A 2,693-nucleotide genomic window follows, 5' to 3' on the forward strand; every position below is an offset into this window, starting at 1 on the left:
GGCCATGATAGACGTGCTTTTGCCAACACTTGCTCCCTCGGCTTTGAGAGCGGCAACTCGGACTAGTGCGCCTCCCGGTAAAGGAAGCATATTGGCCACACCGCCTATAACGCTGGTCTCCGCAGCCGATTTCAGACCAATTTTATGACCAATGAGCCGCGCAGAAAGGACGAATTCCAGAGCGTTAAAATAAATTGTCAATGGCACCGCGAACAGCGCCAGTATTATAATTGGTCCCAATCGTGCTTCTTGAAAGAGATCGGGCTGTGACCGGAATGAAAAATATATGCCTGCGATCAGAGCGAATACGGCGACGATCAGAATAATCTGACGGAAGCGATCATTGTGCATCGGAACCGATCCGATGACATGGTCGGCAGAAGCCATAATTTTCTGCAGTTTTTTGCGCAAAACCGGCTTTCCTCCGTAATCTGTGGAACCACTATGGCCCAACCTTTGAATATGGCTTTCCATCTAGCGGGAATATGGTTACCAAAACCTTATCAAGAGGGATGTTACACAGCCTTCGCATAGTCTGTTGAACCCGGAGACATCCAAAAATTTCTGAACAATCCAAATATCTCATACTGCACGCGTTCAGCCGCCGGAATTCCGGTGACGGGCTACTGGTCGATTTGACTTTGGAGGCCATGGCAGACGCGGGAATAGAAGCTGCACAGATCGAAATACTGGCGCTCGACCCTGAGAGTTTTGATAATTTTCCTCCTGCGCACCGCGCGCCGGGCGAACCCTTTGCCCAGTTCACACCAAAGCTGGCGATAGCGGCCTTCGAGCTGCTCGCAAATCAATTTTCCTCCGGCAAAGTGGAAAAGCTGGTTTCTCGGGCTAAGGGGCTGGTCGCGGTTGGCGGCGGTTATCTGGTTGCGGATTCCTTCGTCCGGCAATCAGGCGTGTTGCTCAATCATCTTGTCCAGCTCAGAACGGCGGCGCGGGCGCCGGTCCCGTCAATCTATCTTCCTCAAAGCGTTGGGCCCCTTCGCGGACCGGTAGGGCGGGCTGTCAAAAACAATCTCAATAAAGCCAGCCTGTTTTGCGCGCGTGACGACGTGACAATGGCTGAAATTGGCGGGGATAATATCATTCGCTGTGCCGACCTGGCAGTGCTCAAACTGGCTCGCACGGACGACATCGTCAATGGTCGCCAAACACACGGCGGAGACCCGATACTGGTGGGTCGCGATCTGCCACATGCTGGAGATTATGTGGAGCGACTGAAAATATTGGGACAGGCGCTTGTTGATCCGCTCTGGGCGGTTCAGGCGGATGTCGCGGGTGATCGAAGCGACCGGGCATTCTACCAGAGAAACGGAATGGGCGACGACGGAACACTGGCCGACATGTTGGCCAGCGGGAAAGGCGGGCCGGTCGTTTCGGTGCGGCTCCATGGTGCCATCGCAAGCCTTATAGCCGGTAGACCGGCCATACACCTCGCTTACGAACGCAAAGGATGGGGAGCCTATGAGGATCTCGGCCTCGGCAAATATGTTCATGATGCGAGAGGATTTGATCCGGCGCTGGTTGCCGACCAGATTAATCGTCTTGGTCAGGACCCTGCGGAATTTTGGGATTGCGTAAAAAAAGCCGCACCAAAATTGCAGGCTCAATATGATAATCTGGTGGGCGAGTTACGCCGCCTCTTGCTTTAAAGTTCCTGTTGCACCGAGATATTCCCGGATCAGGTGATCCCAGCGATAGCGCGACATGATGGCCTTGATCCGCTGCGACCGGGCGATCAATTTCTCGCGATCCAAACTGAGTGCATTTCGAATGGTTTGCTCAAAAGCGACAATGTCACTCGGGTCTTCCAAAAAGTAGATTTGCTCTTTGAGCAAGTCCCATTCCGGCAACATCTCGATATTTGTATCACGGCTCGCGATCACCATTTTTCCAAGACACAGGGCCTCGAGCAATGAAACCGGAAGACCTTCAACGTCTGAACCCGCTGCCACTGAAGTGAAGACAAAAATTTTCGTCTGCTCGAAAAACTTTTTCTTGTCAGTGCCCTGCAAGAAACCTGTAAATTCGATTTCTGCGGAACCGGCGGCGGCAACCAGCGCATCTCGATCCTCGCCATCTCCTGCGATCCCTGTCGAAACCTCGAGGCCATCCCTGTTCAGTCCGCTGACCGCCTCGATCAGGAACGGCAGGCCTTTTTTGCGCGAAAGACGGGAAATGGTTCCCAGATCAAATTGAAACGGCGCTTCGCTATCGTAGGATGATTCATCTTCGCGGGCAAAATCCGAAGCGACGCCCATTGGCAGGGTGAGGACCTTCTTTTCCAATTCTATCCGCTCGGAAGCGTCGAACAGATTCAGCGCAAATTTCCTTTGCTGCGCGTTCACACAAAACAGCCTGTCGGAGGCCCGAATGATTTTCCGCGCAAAGGCTCGGCCGATGGGACCCAATCTGGAAAATATTTCCAGATCGGACGAGTGGTTTTGGATCACATACGATGTGCCGCAAATCAGCTTCATCAGATAAGCGATCAGGCCCTGTGGCATCACCCAATGGGCGTAAATCAGATCCAGCTTCTCTTTTCTTGCCAAGCGAAAAGTCGCAAGAAATTCTGCCAGCAAAAAGGGCAAAATCAGAAGTGCGGTAATCGGACGGTTTTTAAGATTAGGCAAAATCGCGGGATAAGCCAGTTGTTGCCATTTCTCTGGCCAAAAATA

At 52.6% G+C, this 2,693-nt stretch carries 3 protein-coding genes; 1 reads left to right on the forward strand and 2 read right to left on the reverse strand.

Translation table 11 applies throughout. The features are described from left to right. Positions 1-474, reverse strand: a 474-nt coding sequence (locus tag WBM93_RS14600) for a hypothetical protein (protein ID WP_424432595.1), incomplete at its 3' end; no start/stop codon positions are given. 113 nt (positions 475-587) lie between these two features. On the opposite strand from WBM93_RS14600, the gene WBM93_RS14605 reads away from it, so the two are divergent. Continuing rightward, positions 588-1,667, forward strand: a complete 1,080-nt coding sequence (locus WBM93_RS14605) for a polysaccharide pyruvyl transferase family protein (RefSeq protein WP_424432597.1) — start codon at positions 588-590, stop codon at positions 1,665-1,667. Here the strand turns inward: WBM93_RS14605 and WBM93_RS14610 are convergent. Continuing rightward, positions 1,647-2,693 (reverse strand): glycosyltransferase (locus WBM93_RS14610; protein WP_424432596.1); only part of this gene is annotated, 1,047 nt, incomplete at its 5' end. The genes WBM93_RS14605 and WBM93_RS14610 overlap by 21 nt on opposite strands.

Source organism: Parasphingorhabdus sp. (genome assembly GCF_049667325.1).
Lineage (GTDB): Bacteria > Pseudomonadota > Alphaproteobacteria > Sphingomonadales > Sphingomonadaceae > Parasphingorhabdus.